Below are 17,455 nucleotides of genomic sequence, written 5' to 3'. Positions count from 1 at the left end.
AATGGCGTTCGCCTGACAAAGGCGTTAACACCAGCTCCGAGAATTTTCCCGACTGGTCGAGAGGCTGCGATGACTGAGATTTTCAAGAACCTGATCGCCGGTGAACGGGTGGGCGGCTCGAACGCCTCGCGCAACATCAACCCCTCCAACACCAATGACGTTGTCGGCGAATATGCGCAGGGTTCGGTCGAGGACCTGAACAACGCCGTCGCGGCTGCCAAGGCTGCGTTTCCGGCCTGGAGCCGCACGACCCCGCAGGAGCGCTACGAGATCCTGAAGAAGGCGTCGGACGAGATCCTCGCCCGCAAGGAGGAGCTTGGCCGCCTGCTTTCGCGGGAAGAGGGCAAGACGCTGCCGGAGGGCATTGGCGAGGCGACCCGTGCCGGCCAGATCTTCGCTTTCTTCGCCGGCGAATGCTTGCGCCTTGCCGGTGAGGCGATCCCTTCCATTCGCCCTGGCGTCGGCGTCGAGGTCACGCGCGAGCCGGTCGGCATCATCGGCATGATCACGCCCTGGAACTTCCCGATTGCAATCCCGGGCTGGAAGATCGCCCCTGCGCTCGCCTACGGAAACTGCGTCGTGATCAAGCCGGCCGATCTCGTTCCGGGCTCGGCCTGGGCGCTGGTCGACATCATCCAGCGCGCCGGCCTGCCCAAGGGCGTGCTGAACCTCGTCATGGGCCGCGGTTCGGTGGTCGGGCAGGCGCTGCTCGAGCACAAGGATGTGCATGCGATCAGCTTCACCGGCTCGGTCTCGACTGGCCGCAAGGTTGCTGCGGCCTGCATCGCCTCCAACCCGATGAAGAAGGTTCAGCTCGAGATGGGCGGCAAGAACCCGCTCGTCGTGCTGGACGATGCCGATCTCAAGCTCGCGGTCGAGACCGCGGTCAACGGCGCCTTCTTCTCGACTGGCCAGCGTTGCACGGCTTCCTCGCGCCTGATCGTCACCGAAGGCATCCATGATCGCTTCGTCGAGGCTGCGATCGAGCGCATGAAGGGCCTCGTCGTCGACGACGCCCTGAAGGCCGGCACCCATATCGGCCCGGTCGTCGATCAGAGCCAGCTCGACCAGGACCTGAAATACGTCGCCATTGCCAAGGACGAGGGGGCCAAGCTCGCCTGGGGCGGCGAAGTGCTGAAGCGCGAAACCCCCGGTTTCTACATGCAGCCGGCTTTGTTCACCGAGGCGAGCAATGCCATGCGCATCTCCCGCGAAGAGGTTTTCGGTCCGGTTGCCAGCGTGATCCGCGCCAAGAATTATGAAGAGGCGCTGGCCATCGCCAATGACACCGAGTTCGGCCTTGCCGCCGGCATCTGCACGACCTCGCTGAAGCATGCGACGCATTTCAAGCGCAACAGCGAAGCCGGCTTGGTGATGGTCAACCTGCCGACCGCCGGCGTCGACTATCACGTGCCGTTCGGCGGGCGTAAGGGATCGAGCTATGGCCCGCGCGAGCAGGGCGCCTATGCCCGGGAATTCTACACCACTGTGAAGACGGCCTACACGCTCGCCTGATCGCCCTTGATGTCCGACAGAAGGGCCGCGCCGGCAAGGCGCGGCCCTTCTTCGTTTCAGAAGCCTTCCAGCACGATCTTGCCCTTGGCGCGGTGGCTCTCGATCAGGGCATGCGCCCGTTTCAGATTGGCGGCGTTGATCGTCCCGAAAGTTTCGCTCAGCGTGGTCCGGACCTTGCCGGCATCGACAAGCCGCGAAACTTCCGCCAGTAGGTCGCCCTGCGCCTGCATGTCCGCCGTCTGGTACAGCGAGCGCGCAAACATCATCTCCCAGTGCAGTGACAGGCTCTTGCTCTTTAGCGGCATGGCGTCGAGCGTCTTTGGATCGTCGATCAGTGCGATCCGCCCCTGCGGTGCGATCAGTTCGAGGATCGCCGGCATATGCGTGTCGGTATGGGTCGTCGAGAACACCAGCCCTGGCGCGCCGATCCCCAGTGCCGCGACCTGCGCGGCGAGCGGTCGCGTATGGTCGACGACGTGATGGGCCCCGAGTTCCAGCGCCCAGGCCTGCGTCTCGGGCCGCGAGGCGGTCGCGACCACAGTCAGATCGGTCAGCTGACGCGCGAGCTGAATCGCAATCGAGCCGACACCGCCGGCTCCGCCGATGATCAGGATCGCCTTGGCCGCGCCGGGCACCGGATCCTTGACCTTGAGCCGGTCGAACAGTGTCTCCCAGGCGGTGATTGCGGTCAGCGGCAGCGCGGCGGCCTCGGCGAAGCCGAGCGTCGCGGGCTTGCGCCCGACGATGCGCTCATCGACGAGATGGAACTCGGCATTGCTGCCAGGGCGATCGATCGCGCCGGCATAGAACACCGCATCGCCCGGTTTGAAGCCCGTCACCTCGGGCCCCACCGCCTTGACGATGCCCGCCGCGTCCCAGCCGAGAACCTTGGTATCGCCAGGCTTCGGCTCGCTGCGCATGCGCACCTTGGTGTCGACCGGGTTCACCGAGACGGCTTTCACCGCGACGAGAAGGTCTCGTCCGGTTGCCACAGGTTCGGGCAGATCGAGATCGAGCAAGGCCTCGGCCGATGAAATGGCGAGGGATTTACGATAGCCGATGGCGCGCATGGCGGGCTCCTTGATTGCGGGAGCTCTGAGATGAGAGATACACTCATTCATCGCAAGAACGCACAATTTCCGCATATAGTATCGAAAAGGATACCGTCATGCGCCGGGCGCGCCACAAGACCCTGAACTGCCTGCCGGGCTGTCCGGTCGAGAGCACGCTCGCCCTGATCGACGGCAAGTGGAAGGGCATCATTCTGTATTTCCTGATGGACGGGACGATGCGCTTCAACGCGATCCGCAAGCGCATGCCGCAGGTGACCCAGCGCATGCTTACCAATCAGCTGCGCGAACTGGAGGCCGACGGCCTGATCATTCGCGTCGTCTACCCCGAAGTGCCGCCTCGGGTGGAATACAGCCTTTCCGCGCGGGGGCGGAGCCTCGAGCCGATCATCCTGGCGCTCAAGGCCTGGGGCGAAGCCAATCTGCGGAATGTGCCGCCGGTCGAAGAGGCTGCCTGAACTTCAATAGGGCAGCCCGACATAGTTCTCGGCCAGTGCCGCCATGGCGTGGTCCGACGAGACGAGATAGTCGAGCTCCGCCCGCTGCATCCGCCGTGCGAAGGCGCCGTTCTCCGGGAAATGGTGCAGCAGCGAGGTCATCCACCAGGAGAAGCGCTCGGCTTTCCAGACACGCGCCAGGGCCCTGGCCGAATAGGCGTCGATCCCGGCCGATGAGCTCTCCGTGAAACGCTCGATCAGCGCCTGCGACAGGTAATGCACGTCGCTGGCCGCGAGATTGAGCCCCTTTGCGCCGGTCGGCGGCACGATATGGGCGGCATCGCCGGCGAGGAAGAGGCGTCCGAACCGCATCGGCTCGGCGACGAAGGAGCGCAGCGGCGCGATCGATTTCTCGATCGACGGGCCGGTGACGAGCGCCTCGGCCGTTGCCGGATCGAGGCGCCGACGCAATTCGTCCCAGAAGCGCTGATCCGACCAGTTCCCGATATCGTCGTCGAGCGAGCACTGCACGTAGTAGCGGCTGCGGTGGGGCGAGCGCATCGAGCAGAGCGCGAAGCCGCGCTCGTCGCCGGCATAGATCAGTTCATGCGAGACGGGTGGCACCTCGGCGAGGATGCCGAGCCAGCCGAAGGGATAGACCCGCTCGAAGCTCTGGAGCGCAGCCTCGGGAATGCTGGCACGCGAAACGCCGTGATACCCGTCGCAGCCAGCAATGAACTCGCAATCGAGGCGTTGCGCCTGACCATCCCTGACGAAGGTGACGGAGGGCTTGTCGCGGTCAATATCGTGCAGGGCGACGTTATCAGCCTCGAAGACGGTCGCGGCACCGGACGCCTCGCGCAGGTCCATCAGGTCGCGCGTGGCTTCGGTCTGGCCGTAGATGGTGACGTGCTGGCCGCCGGTCAGTCGGGCGAGGTCGACGTGGTGGCGCGTTCCGCCGAAGAGCAGGTCGAAGCCATCATGCCTGAGGCCCTCGGCATGCAGCCGGCCCGCGGCGCCGACCTCCTCGAGCAGACGCACCATGCCTTGCTCGAGCACGCCGGCACGAATGCGTGAAAGCACATAGTCGCGGCTCTTGCGCTCGATGATGACGGTGTCGATGCCGGCCTTGTGCAGCAACTGGCCGAGCAGAAGCCCGGCCGGCCCCGAGCCGATGATGGCGACCTGCGTGCGCACGAGCGTTCCCTGCAACCCTCGCTCTCAGCCGGCGAGCCGCAATTAAGTTGCCATAGCAACGATCACGGGAAAAGCGCGATCTCCAGTTCTGCGATGCTGCCGAGGCAGAGATCGCTGATCGGCTCCAGCGTCGCGCGGGTTCCGGTTCCCGTCAGCACGCCGATGCGCAGAGCGGCAGCGGCCGCGCGGCCCATCTCCATGTCATGGGCATTGTCGCCGATCACGGCGACTTCGTCAGGCGCCAGCCCGCAGGTCGCGCAAAAGGCCTGCACCATGCCGGGGCCGGGTTTGGCGCCATAGCCGGAATCATAGCCCGCGATGAAGGAAAGATGCGGCGCGATGCCGAAATGCGTGGCTGTGGCCGAGACCGCTGCGGCGCTGTCGCTGGAAGCGATCCCGAGCGCGAGGTCGCGGGCGCGCAGGCGATCGAACAGCGCGGATAGCTCGCAGACCGGAACCATCCGACCGACCGCAGCCTGAAAGAGAGCATCCAGACGCTCGACCAGGGGGGCAATGCCGAGCGGGCTTCCCGCTTCATGCCAGGCTTGCGCGAGCTCCTCGGTATTCCCGGCCGCAAGCAGACTGTCAGCCAGAGCCTGACCGGTCTCCGGATCGGCTCCCGCGCGCCGCAGCAGGTTGGCGGCCAGCATCGCGTCGCCATCGGCCGCCAGCAGCCCGGCCTCGCGGTTGATCGGCGGCCAGCTCGCTCCATAGTCAAGCAGAGTGCCGTCCTTGTCGAAGAGCAGTCCACGCAGCGGCTGCATCCTCAGGGTTCCTGCACCGGAATGACGTCGACGGCGACGCCGACTTTCTGCGTGCCCGGACCGACGATCACGCCATCGAGCGGCGAGACATCGGCATAGTCGCGGCCGATCGCGGTGACGATATGATCGTCGGCGACGAGGAGGTCATTCGTCGGGTCGAGGCCGATCCAGCCCGTCTCGGGCCCGCACCAGAGATGCACCCAGGCATGGCTGGCATCGGCCCCTTCGAGGCGCTTCTCGCCTGGCGGCGGAATGGTGCGGATATAGCCGCTGACATAGGCCGCCGGCAGGCCGAGCCCCCGCAGGCCGGCGATCATGATATGCGCGAAATCCTGGCAGACGCCGTGGCGCTGCCGGAAGGCTTCCGCCAGCGGGGTCGAGACTTCGGTTGCCTCGGGATCATAGACGAAATCGGTGCGGATGCGGCGCATCAGCTCGCTCGCCGCTTCCAGCACGGGGCGCTGTGGCGCAAAGCTGGAGCGCGCATAGTCGACCACCTCGGCGACGGGCGGCACCAGCCGACTGGGAAAAAGCTGATGCGCCGGGGAATTCGGCGCGAGACTGCTGGACGCCAGCGCCAGTGCGCCGACCTCTTCCCAGCCGCGCGTCAGGCCGGGAAAGGGCGCCGCCGGCCGGTTCACCTCGACCCGCGCCCGCATGTCGAGCTTCAGCTCGCGATGCGGCTTGGTGATGGTCAAGGTCGTCATGTGGTTGCCGAAGAAGCAGATCCCGTCATTGCGCTCGCTGGTGCGCGGCGTCACGCTCAGGCTGCTCTTGCGCACGCTCTGGCCGACGCCGTCGCGGGGCAGGAGCCGCAGGATGCAGCGTGCAAAGGGCACAGGCCGACCATAGGCATAGGTCGTGACGTGACGGACGTCGTAGATCACGCGATGCCTGTCATCCGCGAGCCTTCGGGTTCGCTGTTCTGCAGGAAGTAGCGGTCCGCCACGGCGCTGGCCAACCCCATCAGCAACTGCTCGAACAGCAGGATGCTGGTGCGATCGAGGCGGCTTGCCTCGGCGGTCCGGCATTCGGCAGCGAGCTTGAGCGCGAGCCGGCGCGGCGCTTCCAGCATGCCGTCTTCGCTCAGCGTCGGCAGTACGGCGATCTCGACATCGAGGCGGTCGATCTGAAAGGCGACCGAGCGCGGATTATAGGGGTCGAGCATCACGAGATCGAGCACGGGCGCGAGCGCTGGGCCGAGCAGATAGCGGGAGCGGTATGTGATCTGCGAATCGGTCAGGTCGAGGAGGGCGTCGAGACAGTCGCCCGGCGCAGACGAGTCGGCAAAATGGCGGGCAAAACGGCATGTCGCGATGCCGCGCTCCAGCCGCCGCCCGATGTCGAGGAAGCGCCAGCCCGCACCCCGCACCATGTTCTCCTGGCTCAGGCCCGAGAAGGCGGCGAGCGTCTTCAGGGCGGTGTCGGCCGTTTCATAGGCATCGCCCTCGCTCGGGTTGTTGCCGTTGCGCGTCAGTTGTCGCTGCAGGTCGCCGAAGAGGCGCCAGGCGTCGATCGACAGGCGTTCGCGAATGACCGAGGCCGTGCGCCGCGCTTCGCGGACGGAGGAAAGGGCAGAGCCATATTGGTCGGGGCTGTGCAGCGCGTCGGAAGCCTGGGAGGCGGTGGAATGCTCCTTGCCCGTCGGGGCGGCGCCCCAGGCGATCAGCAGGTTGGCGAGGCGGCGCAGCGTCTCCGCCCGCTCGGGCGTGGCATCGTCGGCATCGATCAGTCGGCCGAGCAATGCGCGCACCAGCCGCAAGGTCGCCTCGGTCCGCTCGAGATAGCGTCCGAGCCAGAACAGGTTGTCGGCCGCGCGGCTCGGCATGGTGCCGATGACACGGCGGATGCTGATGCTGTCGGCGCTTGGCAGCAGGGTCACCTGCTCGACAGGTTTGTCGGAGGTGATCCAGACATCGCTGGAGCGCACGCCGTTGCCAAGCGTGACGGCGCGCGCGTCCACGTCCTCGGAGATGCGGCAGAAGCCGCCCGGCATCACCTTCCAGCCATCGGGAGTCGCAGCTGCGAACACGCGCAACGTCATCGGGTGCGGCTGAAGCTGGCCGCCCTGGAAGACCGGCATGGTCGAGAGGCGCACGATCTCCTGCCCGACATAGTCGAGCCCGCGTGCCTCGATCCGGGCCTGCAACGCCGAGCGCGCTTCCGGCGAAAGCTCGCCGGGCAGGATCGTGTTGCCATTGAGGCCACCGACCGAGGCGCGGAAGGCCGACGAGATGCTCATCTCGTCAAGCCGGTCGATCACCTCGGATCGTGCACGCTGCTGCCCGCACCACCAGGTCGCGATATGCGGCAGGATCAGATCGTCACCGAGGACGTGTTGAGCGAGGGCCGGGAGGAAGCCCATGAGCGCTCGCGCTTCGACAACGCCCGAGCCGAGCCCGTTGGCGATCTGGACATTGCCTTGCCGTACCGCCTGCACGAGACCGGCGACGCCGAGTGCCGAGGCCGAGTTGAGTTCGAGCGGGTCGGAGAAATCGCCGTCGATCCGACGCCAGATCACGTCGGCGCGCTTCAAGCCGGCGATGGTGCGGACATGAACGCGCCCGTCGCGCATCAGCAGGTCGCCGCCCTCGACCAGCAGGAAGCCGAGATAGCGTGCGAGATAGGCGTGTTCGAAATAGCTTTCGTTGAGCGCGCCGGGTGTCAGCAGGCAGATCCGCGGCTCGACCCGGCGCGAGCTTGCAGCAAGGCCGGCCCGGAAACCCTGGAAGAACGAGGCCAGCCGCTCGACATTCATGGTCCGGAACAGATCCGGGAAGGCACGGCCCAGCGCCAGCCGGTTCTCCAGCGCGTAGCCCGCTCCGGAGGGTGCCTGGGTACGGTCGCCGAGCACCCACCAGCGCCCGTCCGGCCCGCGTCCGAGATCCGCCGCATAGAGCTGGAGCGTGCCGCCATTGGCCGTGCCCTGCAGCGGGCGCAGATAGTCCGGGCTGCCGGTCACGACCGCCGCGGGCAGCAGGCCCTTGGCGATCATCTCGCCTTGCCCATAGATGTCGCCAAGCAGGGAGGAGAGCAGCGTCGCACGCTGCGCCACGCCGGCAGCGATGGTCTGCCATTCCGCGCCGGGGATGATGAGCGGGACATGGTTCAGCGGCCAGGAGCGCTCCCCGGCCAGCGGGTCGCTCGCATCCAGATCGCCATGCACGCGATAGGACACGCCGGTGTCGCGGACATGGCGATCCGCGAGCCCGAAACGATGGCCGAGTTCATCCTGGGAGAGTCTGCTCCACTCGGCGAGAAACGGTTCCCAATGCGGGCGTACACTGCCATCGGGCGCCATGAACTCGTCATAGGCTCCGGGCAAGGGGCGGTAATCGGCCAACAGCGCATTGCGCCGCTCCGCTCGGAGACGTGTCGACGGCGATCGGCCCTGCAAAGCCATGGCCTTGGTTAGAGTCCTGTTGGACGGCGCAGATCGAGGGTCATCGGAAATTCCGGGCTGCGCTCTTCCACCGGAATCACCAGCGCGCCGGGACTATGACCGATGGATTCGAAACGGGCGAGGCGGCGTGCCTCGGCCTCGTAGGAATTCACCGGCGGTGTCTCATAATTGCGCCCACCGGGATGGGCGACATGGTAGACGCAGCCGCCGAGCGATCGGCCGACCCAGCTGTCGACGATGTCGAAGGTGAGCGGCGCATGCACGGGAATTGTCGGGTGCAGCCCTGAAGCCGGCTGCCAGGCCTTGAAGCGCAGGCCTGCAATCGCCTCGCTGGAGCCCGCGACCGGGGTCATCGGCAGGCGCCGTCCGTTGCAGGTGATGATGTGGCGACCGGGAACGAGCCCGCTTGCCTTGACCTGCAGCCGTTCCACCGAGGAATCGACATAGCGCACGGTGCCGCCGATCGCTCCCTGCTCGCCCATGACGTGCCAAGGCTCGAGGGCCTGGCGCAGCTCGAGCTCGACCCCGCCATGGTTGACCTTGCCGTAGAACGGGAAGCGGAACTCCTGCTGCGCTTCGAACCAGACCGGGTCGAACGGATAGCCGGCCTGCGTGAGATCGGCGAGCACCTCGCGGAAATCCTGCCAGATCATCTCCGGCAGCATGAAGCGGTCATGCAGGCTCGTGCCCCAGCGCACCAGCTTGCCCTGCTGCGGCTCGCGCCAGAACCAGGCGATCAGCGCGCGCACCAGAAGCTGTTGCGCCAGTGACATGCGCGCATCCGGCGGCATCTCGAAGGAGCGGAACTCGATCAGGCCCAGCCGGCCGGTCGGCCCGTCCGGAGAATAGAGCTTGTCGATGCAGATCTCGGTGCGGTGGGTGTTCCCGGAAACATCGACCAGCAAGTTGCGGAACAGCCGGTCGACGAGCCAGAGCGGAATCGGCTTCTCACCGGGCTTCGGCACCGCCGCAAGGGCGATTTCGAGCTCGTAGAGTTGGTCGTGCCGCGCTTCGTCGATGCGTGGCGCCTGGCTGGTCGGCCCGATGAACAGGCCGGAGAACAGGAAGGAGAGGGAGGGGTGGCGCTGCCAGTAGAGGATGATGCTCTTCAGCAGATCGGGGCGGCGCAGGAAGGGGCTGTCGGAGGGCGTGACGCCGCCGAGCACGACATGGTTGCCACCGCCCGTTCCGGTATGGCGGCCGTCCACCATGAATTTCTCGGCGCAGAGCCGGGCCTGACGAGCCTCCTCATAGACGCCGCGCGTGATCTCGACCGCGTCGCGCCAGCTCTTTGCAGGATGAATATTGACCTCGATCACGCCGGGGTCGGGCGTCACCTTGATGACGTTGAGGCGCGGGTCGGAGGGGGGAGCATAGCCCTCGATATGGACGGCGATTCCGGTCTGCTCGGCCACGGCCTCGACGCTGGCGATGAGGTCGAGATAATCCTCCAGCCGCTCGACGGGGGGCAGAAACACACAGAGCACATTGTCCCTGACCTCGAGACTGAGCGCGGTGCGCACATGCTCGCGCCCGATCTCCTGTTCGACGCGATCCTGGGCCGCGGCACTTGCGGGGGCCTCGCCTGGGATCGAGAATTGGGCGTGCCGGTGCACCGTGAGCGTGGGCTCTGCCGCGAGTGCCGCAGGCGCGCTGTCGGGCAAGGGCAGGGGGCCGCGCACCTCCATCGGATCCTGCGGGTGGATATGGGGATATTCCGCCTCCGGCACGGCTGGCAGCGAGCCGAGCGGCAGACGATAGCCGACCGGTGAATCGCCCGGCACCAGGAAGAGCTTGCCGCGTCTCAGCGTCCATTTCTCGGAGCGCCAGCGCCGGTCGCCTGCCCGGCTCTGCCAGCGCTGCACCGGGATGACATAGCCGCGCGGATTGCCCAGGCCGAGCTGGAAGACACGGGCCATGCGGGCGCGTTCCTCCGGGTCGGCGAGGCGCGGGTCGAGCGGGTCGACATTGTCTGGAAGCTGCGCCTCCTTGAGCAACCAGTGGCCGGTATCCTCATAGGCGGGCAGGACATGGTCGGCCCCGACGCCCAGTTTCTCAGCAAGGCCCGATGCGAGCGCCTCGGCATCGCGGGTCGAGGTCGCCGCTTCCAGTTCACGGTCACCGCCGGTTGCGGCGCCGGGCTCGCGCGCGATCAGTGCGGCATTGCGCCAGATCGCTTCGCCGTCCTCGCGCCAATAGAGCGCGAAGGCCCAGCGCGGCAGGCTTTCGCCCGGATACCACTTGCCCTGACCGTAATGCAGCATGCCGCCCGGCGCGAAGCGGCTGCGCAGCCGGCGGATCAGTTCGTCAGCGCGCCGGCGCTTGGTCGGGCCGACCGCGGCGGTGTTCCACTCCGCACCCTCCTGATCATCGGTCGCGACGAAGGTCGGCTCGCCGCCCATCGTCAGGCGCACATCCTGCGCTGCGAGATCGCCGTCGACCCTCTCTCCCAGCGCATCGAGGCGCTGCCACGACTGGTCGGAGAAGGGCAGGGTGATGCGCGGCACTTCATGCACGCGCTCGACGCTCATCGCGAAGTCGAAGGTCGTCTCGGCATAGCTGGCAACGCCGCTCACTGGCGCGGCCGAACGAAAATGCGGTGTCGCCGCGAGCGGCAGATGGCCTTCGCCGGTCAGCAGCCCCGATGTCGGATCAAGCCCGATCCAGCCCGCGCCGGGAATATAGACCTCGGCCCAGGCGTGGAGATCGGTAAAATCCTTATCGGTGCCGCGCGGTCCCTCGAGCGGGTCGATATCCGCCTTCATCTGGATCAGGTAGCCGGAGACGAAGCGGGCGGCGAGCCCGAGCTGGCGCAGGATCTGGACCAGCAGCCAGCTTGTGTCGCGGCACGAACCCGATTTGACCTGGAGCGTGTGCTCGGGCTCCTGCACACCGGGTTCCATCCGGATGCCATAGGCGATCATGCCCTGCAGCCGGGCATTGAGATCGACGACGAAGTTCACGGTGTTGACCGGCTCGCGCGGAATCCTGGTGAGCAGATCAATCAGCAGCGGCCCGGCCGGCTCCGTGACGAGATAGGGAGCGAGTTCCGCCTGGAGCTCCTCGGGATAGACGAAGGGGAAGATCTCCGCATTGGTTTCGACGAAGAAGTCGAAGGGATTGATCACCGAAAGCTCGGTGACGAGATCGACTTCGATGCGGAATTCGCTCACCGGTTCGGGAAAGACATAGCGGGCGAGCCAGTTGCCGCTCGGATCCTGCTGCCAGTTTACGAAATGCTGCGCTGGCGAAATTTTGAGCGCGTAGCTCTTGATCGCTGCGCGGCAATGCGGAGCGGGCCTCAGCCGGATGATTTGCGGGCCGAGCACGACAGGGCGATCGTAGCGGTAATGGGTGACGTGGTTCAGCGCGGCGATGATGGCCAAGGGCAACACCTGCTCGGTCGGGCGTGCCCGCGGCACGGCTCGTCCTGAGGATAGCCCTAGCTTCGATTGCTCGCAAAGCTGTCGCTGCGCAAGAATGCGTCGGTCTATCAATTCGTTGCGCAAGAAGAGTGCAGGCTTGTGAGCCGTGCGCTGTGCAACCTGCGACCCGCTGGACATCAGGCCCGATCTGGCCACACATAGCGCCCAAGCGGCGGCGAAACGGCCGCCGGTGGAACCAATGGGGATAGTCCATGCGTCACGTTGCGAAATTGATGGTTGCCTCCGCCTTTACGGCGTTGATGGCGACGACAGCCATGGCCCAGACGCCGAAGGATACGGTGGTCATGGCCAAGCAGATCGACGACATCATTACGCTCGATCCGGCCGAAGCCTTCGAGTTCTCGGGCGTCGAAGTCGGTGCCAATGTCTATGACAAGCTGATCGGCGTCGATCTCGCCAAGAACAACGACCTCGTCGGCGAGCTTGCCGAGAAATGGACTGTCAGCGAGGACAATCTCACCTATACCTTCAAGCTCCGTCCGGGCGTGAAGTTCCATTCGGGCAACGCGCTGACTGCGGCCGACGTGGTCTATTCCTTCCAGCGCGCCGTCACGCTCAACAAATCGCCGGGCTTCATCCTCACCCAGTTCGGCCTCACCAAGGAGAACGTCCTCGAGAAGGTGAAGGCCACCGATGACAACACCGTCGTCGTCACCGTTTCCAAGCCCTTCGCTCCGACCTTCTTCCTGAACTGCCTGACCTCCGGCGTTGCGTCGATCGTCGATTCCAAGCTGGTCAAGGCGAACGAGAAGGACGGCGATTTCGGCAATGCCTGGCTCAAGCTGAACTCGGCCGGTTCCGGCGCGTACAAGGTCCGCGCCTATCGTCCCAACGAGCAATATGCGCTCGATGCCAACGAGACGTGGTACAAGGGCGCGCCGAAGAACAAGCGCGTGATTGTACGCCATGTCGCCGAGCCGGCCTCGCAGCGCCTGCTGCTGGAGAAGGGCGACATCGACATGGCCCGTAACCTCTCCAAGGACCAGCTCGCCGCTGTGAAGGAGAAGTCCGACATCCAGATCGTACAGGGTGACAAGGGCTATATTCTCTATCTCGGCCTGAACCAGAAGAACGCGAACTTGAACAAGCCTGAGGTCCGCGAAGCGCTGAAATGGCTGGTCGATTACCAGTCGATCGAGCGCAACATCGTCGAAGGCACCTACAAGCACCACGAATCCTTCCTGCCGAAGGGCTTCCTGGGGGCCATTGACGAGAAGCCCTACAAGTTCGATCCCGCCAAGGCCAAGGAACTGCTCGCCAAGGCCGGCCTGCCGAACGGCTTCACCGTCACCATGGACGTTCGCTCGGTCGCTCCGATCACCGATATCGCGCAGGCGATCCAGTCGAGCTGGGGCCAGGCCGGCATCAAGCTCGAGCTGATCCCGGGCGACGGCAAGCAGACGCTGACTAAATATCGCGCCCGCACCCACGACATCTATATCGGCCAGTGGGGCCCGGATTATCTCGATCCGCACACCAATGCCGAAACCTTCGCCATCAACGAGAACAACGGCGAAGATGCGAAGTCGAAGACGCTGGCCTGGCGCAATGCCTGGGATATCCCGGACATGACGAAGGTCGCCCAGGCCGCCGTGCTCGAGACCGATGCTGCCAAGCGCAAGACGACCTATGAAGGCCTGCAGCGCGAGCACCAGAAGGTTTCGCCTTTCGTGATCATGTACCAGCAGGTCGAGGTCACGGCCGAGCGCAAGAACGTCAAGGGTTGGGTGATCGGACCGAGCTCCGACACCAACTTCTACTGGCCGATCTCGAAGAACTGAGACGCATCTTCTGACAAAACCCGCCGCGGCTAAAAGGCCGTGGCGGGCTTATTTCTATTCTTTTCTGTTGAATACCACGTGCGAGGGATTGCATTCCCGCGCGCGATGGCTTCCGGAAGCGCCCTTCTTCGGGCTTTTGCACAGTGGTTGGTTGCATGGCGTCATCGCGCGATACATGGGCGGGCAAATCGGGCCGCTGGGGCAAGATTGCCGGGCGAGAGCTCAGTACGGTCGCCATCACGATGTTCGGGCTCCTGCTCGTCACCTTCCTGATCGCGCGCGTGATGCCGATCGACCCGGTGCTCGCCGTGGTCGGTGACCGGGCTCCAGCCGATGTCTACGACAAGGCGCGGCTCGACCTCGGCCTCGACAAGCCGCTCTGGCAGCAATTCGCGATTTATATCGGCAAGGTCTTCACCGGCGATCTCGGACGCTCCGTATTGACCTCGAATACCGTGGTCGACGACATCAAGACCGTCTTCCCGGCGACCCTTGAACTGGCGACGCTGGGCACGCTGATCGGCATCATGCTGGGCGTGCCGCTTGGCATCGTCGCCGCCGTACACCAGGGGCGCTGGCCCGACCAGATCGCCCGCGTCATCGGGTTGATCGGCTATTCGATCCCGGTCTTCTGGCTTGGCCTCATGGGTCTTCTGCTGTTCTACGCCAAGCTCGGATGGGTCGCCGGACCCGGGCGTATTTCGGTGGCGTATCAGGATTTCGTGACGCCGATCACCGGTGTGATCATGCTTGATGCCGCCATGCAAGGTGAGTGGGATGCGTTCTGGGACGCCTTCTCCCATCTGATCCTGCCGGCCTCCGTCCTGGGCCTGCTCAGTGTCGCCTATATCAGCCGCATGACGCGCAGCTTCATGATCAACGAGCTGCAGCAGCAATACGTCATCGCCGCCCGGGTCAAGGGCGTGTCGGAGTGGCAGGTCATCTGGGGCCATGCTCTGCGCAATGCCGTCGTGCCGCTCGTGACGGTGATCGCACTCTCCTACATGCATCTGCTCGAAGGTTCGGTGCTGACCGAGACCATCTTCGCCTGGCCTGGCCTCGGCCGCTACATCACCAATTCCCTGCTCAATGCCGATATGAACGCCGTGCTCGGCGGCACTCTGGTGGTCGGCGCGGTCTTCATCGGGGTCAATCTGTTCTCCGACATCATTGGCCGGCTGGCCGATCCGCGGGCGCGCTGAGGATATGGCCATGACCGAACAGACTTCGTCCGGCTGGACTGCCTGGCTCATCACCGATTCCCCCGCATCGCGCCGTCAGGCACGGCTCGGCCAGTATTATCGGCAATGGCTCGCGTTCCGGCGCAACCCCGCAGCCGTCATCGGGCTGACCATCGTCGTGCTGCTGCTGCTCGCAGCCGCCTTCGCGCCACTGCTCGCGCCCTATGATCCGCTGGCGCAGGCTCTCGATAAGCGCCTGCTGCCGCCATCGGCAACGAACTGGTTCGGCACGGATTCGCTCGGTCGGGATATCTTCAGCCGGGTCGTCTACGGCTCGCGCGTCACGCTCGTCATCGTGCTGCTCGTCGTCATCACCGTGGGGCCGATCGGCCTCCTGATCGGCGCTGCCGCGGGCTATCTCGGCGGCTGGGTCGATCGTGTCCTGATGCGCATCACCGACGTCTTCCTGGCTTTCCCGCGCCTGGTGCTCGCGCTCGCTTTCGTCGCGGCCCTCGGACCCGGACTTGAAAATGCGGTCATCGCCATCGCGTTCACGGCCTGGCCGCCCTATGCGCGCGTCGCCCGCGCCGAGACCCTGATCATCCGCAACCAGGACTACATCTCCGCGGTCCGGCTGCAGGGGGCTTCGCAATGGCGGATCGTACTCAGGCATGTCGTGCCGATGTGCCTGCCGTCCCTGATCGTGCGGTCCACGCTCGACATGGCCGGCATCATCCTGACGGCTGCCGGGCTCGGCTTCCTGGGCCTCGGCGCGCAGCCGCCGATCCCGGAATGGGGCGCGATGATCTCGGCCGGCCGCGAGCAGATTTTCGACCAGTGGTGGGTCGCGACCTTCCCCGGTCTTGCCATCTGCGTTGTCGCGCTCGGCTTCAACCTGCTGGGCGACGGCCTGCGCGACGTCATGGATGCGAGGTGAGATGATGCGCGCACCAGATAGCCCGATTGAACAGCCGCTGCTCGAACTCGACAATCTGCGGGTCAATTTCCACACCGCGACCGGCATTGTCCGCGCCGTGCGCGGGCTGTCCTTCACGCTCGGTCGCGAACGGCTCGGCATCGTCGGCGAGTCCGGCTCCGGCAAGTCGATGACCGGCCGCGCCATTCTCGACCTCATCCCCCATCCCGGCGAGGTTCAGGCCGACAAGCTCGTCTATCGCGGGCAGAACCTGCTGACGATGGACAAGGGCACGCGCCGCAAGCTGCGCGGCCGCCATATCTCGATGGTGATGCAGGATCCGAAATTCTCGCTCAATCCGGTGAAGACGGTGGGCGAGCAGATCGCGGAAGCCTATCGCGTCCATCACAAGGCGAGTTCGCGCGAGGCCAAGGAGCGCAGCCTCACCATGCTGGAAGCGGTGCAGATCCGCGAGCCGGGACGCGTCTATGATCTCTACCCGCACGAAGTCTCGGGCGGCATGGGGCAGCGCGTGATGATCGCAATGATGCTGATCGCCGAGCCCGACATCCTGATCGCCGACGAGCCAACGTCGGCCCTCGACGTCACCGTGCAATTGCAGGTGCTGAAGATCCTTGATGACCTCGTCACCAGCCGCGGCATGGGACTGATCTTCATCAGCCATGACCTGCATCTCGTGCAGTCCTTCTGCGACCGCGTCATCGTCATGTATGGCGGCAAGGCGATGGAGACGCTGCCGGCCGCCGAACTCGCCGACGAGAGCGCACGCGCCCATCGCCATCCCTATACGCTGGGCCTGCTCGACTGCCTGCCGGATCTCGACCATCCCAAGGCCAAGCTCGCCACCCTGAAACGTGACCCGGCATGGCTGGCATGAACACGAACCCCGCCATCATTGTCGAGAAGCTGAACGTTTCCTTCGGCGACTCCCATGTCGTGAAGGACCTCTCCTTCTCGGTTGCATCAGGCGAGAGCTACGGCATTGTCGGTGAATCCGGCTCGGGCAAGTCGACCGTGCTGCGCGTTCTCGCCGGCCTGAACCGCGAATGGAGCGGCGACGTCACGATCCTGGGCAGCAAGCAGCCCAAGGTTCGCGACAAGGCCTTCTATCGCGCCGTGCAGATGGTCTTCCAGGACCCTTATGGCAGCCTTCATCCGAAGAAGACGGTCGACGATACGCTGGCCGAGCCGCTGGCCATTCACGGCATCGGCGACGCCGAGGCGCGCATCGAACGCGCCATGAAGGATGTCGGGCTGCCGAATTCGTTCCGCTTCCGCTTCCCGCATCAGCTCTCCGGTGGCCAGCGCCAGCGCGTGGCGATCGCGCGGGCGCTGGTGCTGGAACCGAAGATCCTGCTGCTCGACGAGCCGACGTCGGCGCTCGACGTCTCGATTCAGGCCGAAGTGCTGAACCTGCTCCAGGCGCTGCGCAAGGAGCGCAATCTGACCTACATCCTGGTCAGCCACGATCTCGCGGTGGTCGCCCATATGTGCGAGCGGCTGCTGGTCATGCAATTCGGCCGTGGTGTTGAGGAGATGACGGCCGAAACGCTGGCCGCGCGTTCGCCGCAGACGGCTTATGCCCAGCAATTGCTGGTCGCGAGCGAAGGCTTCCGCCGCCAGACCGCCTGAGCGGCAGGTCGGTTGCGCGTCCTGCCTGCTTGGGCGGCGCGCCAAAACCGTCTAACTCTCGTCGCAGCGATCGGCTAGCTTGGCCGTATTCG

The 17,455-nt window shown here is 65.4% G+C and carries 13 protein-coding genes; 7 read left to right on the top strand and 6 right to left on the bottom strand.

The window, feature by feature from the left end; translation table 11 throughout:
* Positions 1–69: 69 nt before the first annotated feature.
* On the top strand, positions 70–1,515 hold the full coding sequence (locus BIWAKO_RS04870; RefSeq protein ID WP_069877576.1) for an aldehyde dehydrogenase family protein: 1,446 nt from the start codon (positions 70–72) through the stop codon (positions 1,513–1,515).
* 56 nt (positions 1,516–1,571) lie between these two features.
* On the opposite strand, the gene BIWAKO_RS04865 is transcribed toward BIWAKO_RS04870, so the two are convergent.
* Complete coding sequence (locus BIWAKO_RS04865) at positions 1,572–2,585, bottom strand: zinc-binding alcohol dehydrogenase family protein (RefSeq protein WP_069877575.1); 1,014 nt, start codon at positions 2,583–2,585, stop codon at positions 1,572–1,574.
* Positions 2,586–2,683: 98 nt separating this feature from the next.
* On the opposite strand from BIWAKO_RS04865, the gene BIWAKO_RS04860 reads away from it, so the two are divergent.
* Positions 2,684–3,043, top strand: coding sequence for a winged helix-turn-helix transcriptional regulator (locus BIWAKO_RS04860; RefSeq protein ID WP_069877574.1), 360 nt, complete (start codon positions 2,684–2,686; stop codon positions 3,041–3,043).
* Between the two features lie 3 nt (positions 3,044–3,046).
* On the opposite strand, the gene pobA is transcribed toward BIWAKO_RS04860, so the two are convergent.
* The 5 genes from pobA to BIWAKO_RS04835 form a co-directional block, all read right to left on the bottom strand.
* Positions 3,047–4,219 (bottom strand): 4-hydroxybenzoate 3-monooxygenase, encoded by a 1,173-nt coding sequence (gene pobA, locus BIWAKO_RS04855; protein ID WP_069882178.1) that lies wholly within the window; start codon positions 4,217–4,219, stop codon positions 3,047–3,049.
* A 62-nt stretch (positions 4,220–4,281) separates the two neighbouring features.
* The gene (locus tag BIWAKO_RS04850) at positions 4,282–4,983 is read right to left on the bottom strand and encodes an HAD family hydrolase (protein ID WP_069877573.1); all 702 of its coding nucleotides are present in this window, start codon (positions 4,981–4,983) and stop codon (positions 4,282–4,284) included.
* 2 nt (positions 4,984–4,985) lie between these two features.
* The gene (locus BIWAKO_RS04845) at positions 4,986–5,870 is read right to left on the bottom strand and encodes a transglutaminase family protein (protein ID WP_069877572.1); all 885 of its coding nucleotides are present in this window, start codon (positions 5,868–5,870) and stop codon (positions 4,986–4,988) included.
* The gene (locus tag BIWAKO_RS04840; RefSeq protein WP_244523360.1) at positions 5,867–8,326 is read right to left on the bottom strand and encodes a circularly permuted type 2 ATP-grasp protein; all 2,460 of its coding nucleotides are present in this window, start codon (positions 8,324–8,326) and stop codon (positions 5,867–5,869) included. Before BIWAKO_RS04840 ends, BIWAKO_RS04845 begins: the two co-directional genes overlap by 4 nt.
* A 68-nt stretch (positions 8,327–8,394) precedes the next feature.
* Positions 8,395–11,772, bottom strand: a complete 3,378-nt coding sequence (locus BIWAKO_RS04835) for a transglutaminase family protein (RefSeq protein ID WP_069882177.1) — start codon at positions 11,770–11,772, stop codon at positions 8,395–8,397.
* 251 nt (positions 11,773–12,023) lie between these two features.
* Here BIWAKO_RS04835 and BIWAKO_RS04830 point away from each other — a divergent pair, with 251 nt between their 5' ends.
* The 5 genes from BIWAKO_RS04830 (at position 12,024) to BIWAKO_RS04810 (ending at position 17,363) form a co-directional block, all read left to right on the top strand.
* On the top strand, positions 12,024–13,613 hold the full coding sequence (locus BIWAKO_RS04830) for an ABC transporter substrate-binding protein (RefSeq protein ID WP_069877570.1): 1,590 nt from the start codon (positions 12,024–12,026) through the stop codon (positions 13,611–13,613).
* Positions 13,614–13,768: 155 nt separating this feature from the next.
* Positions 13,769–14,815: an ABC transporter permease gene (locus tag BIWAKO_RS04825; protein WP_069877569.1), complete on the top strand. Its 1,047-nt coding sequence runs from the start codon at positions 13,769–13,771 to the stop codon at positions 14,813–14,815.
* Positions 14,816–14,825: 10 nt separating this feature from the next.
* Positions 14,826–15,731 carry a nickel transporter permease gene (gene nikC, locus BIWAKO_RS04820; RefSeq protein WP_069882176.1) on the top strand — a complete coding sequence of 302 codons (906 nt, stop codon included), beginning with the start codon at positions 14,826–14,828 and terminating at the stop codon, positions 15,729–15,731.
* Between the two features lies 1 nt (position 15,732).
* Positions 15,733–16,608: an ABC transporter ATP-binding protein gene (locus tag BIWAKO_RS04815; RefSeq protein WP_201788606.1), complete on the top strand. Its 876-nt coding sequence runs from the start codon at positions 15,733–15,735 to the stop codon at positions 16,606–16,608.
* Positions 16,605–17,363, top strand: a complete 759-nt coding sequence (locus BIWAKO_RS04810) for an ABC transporter ATP-binding protein (RefSeq protein ID WP_069882174.1) — start codon at positions 16,605–16,607, stop codon at positions 17,361–17,363. The genes BIWAKO_RS04815 and BIWAKO_RS04810 overlap by 4 nt, the downstream gene beginning before the upstream one ends.
* Positions 17,364–17,455 lie beyond the last annotated feature (92 nt).

Source organism: Bosea sp. BIWAKO-01 (assembly GCF_001748145.1).
In the GTDB taxonomy this organism is placed as follows: domain Bacteria; phylum Pseudomonadota; class Alphaproteobacteria; order Rhizobiales; family Beijerinckiaceae; genus Allobosea.
The sequence above is the reverse complement of the archived record's forward strand: the minus strand, read 5'-3'. Positions and strand labels throughout refer to the sequence as shown.

Bases quoted from the DNA above. Each gene is read 5' to 3' on its own strand.
- BIWAKO_RS04870 (WP_069877576.1), top strand. From the start codon at position 70: ATGACTGAGATTTTCAAGAACCTGATCGCCGGTGAACGGGTGGGCGGC.
- BIWAKO_RS04865 (WP_069877575.1), bottom strand. From the start codon at position 2,585: ATGCGCGCCATCGGCTATCGTAAATCCCTCGCCATTTCATCGGCCGAG.
- BIWAKO_RS04860 (WP_069877574.1), top strand. From the start codon at position 2,684: ATGCGCCGGGCGCGCCACAAGACCCTGAACTGCCTGCCGGGCTGTCCG.
- BIWAKO_RS04850 (WP_069877573.1), bottom strand. From the start codon at position 4,983: ATGCAGCCGCTGCGTGGACTGCTCTTCGACAAGGACGGCACTCTGCTT.
- BIWAKO_RS04830 (WP_069877570.1), top strand. From the start codon at position 12,024: ATGCGTCACGTTGCGAAATTGATGGTTGCCTCCGCCTTTACGGCGTTG.
- BIWAKO_RS04825 (WP_069877569.1), top strand. From the start codon at position 13,769: ATGGCGTCATCGCGCGATACATGGGCGGGCAAATCGGGCCGCTGGGGC.
- nikC (WP_069882176.1), top strand. From the start codon at position 14,826: ATGACCGAACAGACTTCGTCCGGCTGGACTGCCTGGCTCATCACCGAT.
- BIWAKO_RS04815 (WP_201788606.1), top strand. From the start codon at position 15,733: ATGATGCGCGCACCAGATAGCCCGATTGAACAGCCGCTGCTCGAACTC.
- BIWAKO_RS04810 (WP_069882174.1), top strand. From the start codon at position 16,605: ATGAACACGAACCCCGCCATCATTGTCGAGAAGCTGAACGTTTCCTTC.